Origin of the sequence: Psychrobacter sp. GW64-MNA-CIBAN-0177, from assembly GCF_040309585.1 — a bacterium.
Classification (GTDB): Bacteria; Pseudomonadota; Gammaproteobacteria; order Pseudomonadales; family Moraxellaceae; genus Psychrobacter; species Psychrobacter okhotskensis.
Window position 1 is genome coordinate 1 of the sequence record NZ_JBEOOY010000257.1, and the last position, 270, is coordinate 270.

A 270-nucleotide genomic window follows, 5' to 3' on the forward strand; every position below is an offset into this window, starting at 1 on the left:
ATATAAGCCCGAAGAGCTTGAGTTAGAAAAAAGCGTACATTTTGGCACTGAAGTGAATACTAAAGCGGCAGATATCGTCGTATATACGGATGTAACAAAACAAACGCCAAAAATAATAATCGAAGTAAAGAAACCTAAACGTAAGGATGGTATCGAACAACTTAAAAGCTACCTGAACGCAGAAGTATCGCCTGTTGGCGTATGGTCCAATGGTAGTGATTCTATTATTTTATTCCGTCCTTACCCGGCAAATTTTGACGATACATTAAC

1 protein-coding gene is annotated in these 270 nt (G+C 38.1%); it reads left to right on the plus strand.

Annotated elements, in window-relative coordinates:
* The coding region (locus AAEY79_RS14990) for a type I restriction enzyme HsdR N-terminal domain-containing protein (protein WP_352289204.1) at window positions 1-270 on the plus strand (270 nt) is incomplete at both ends.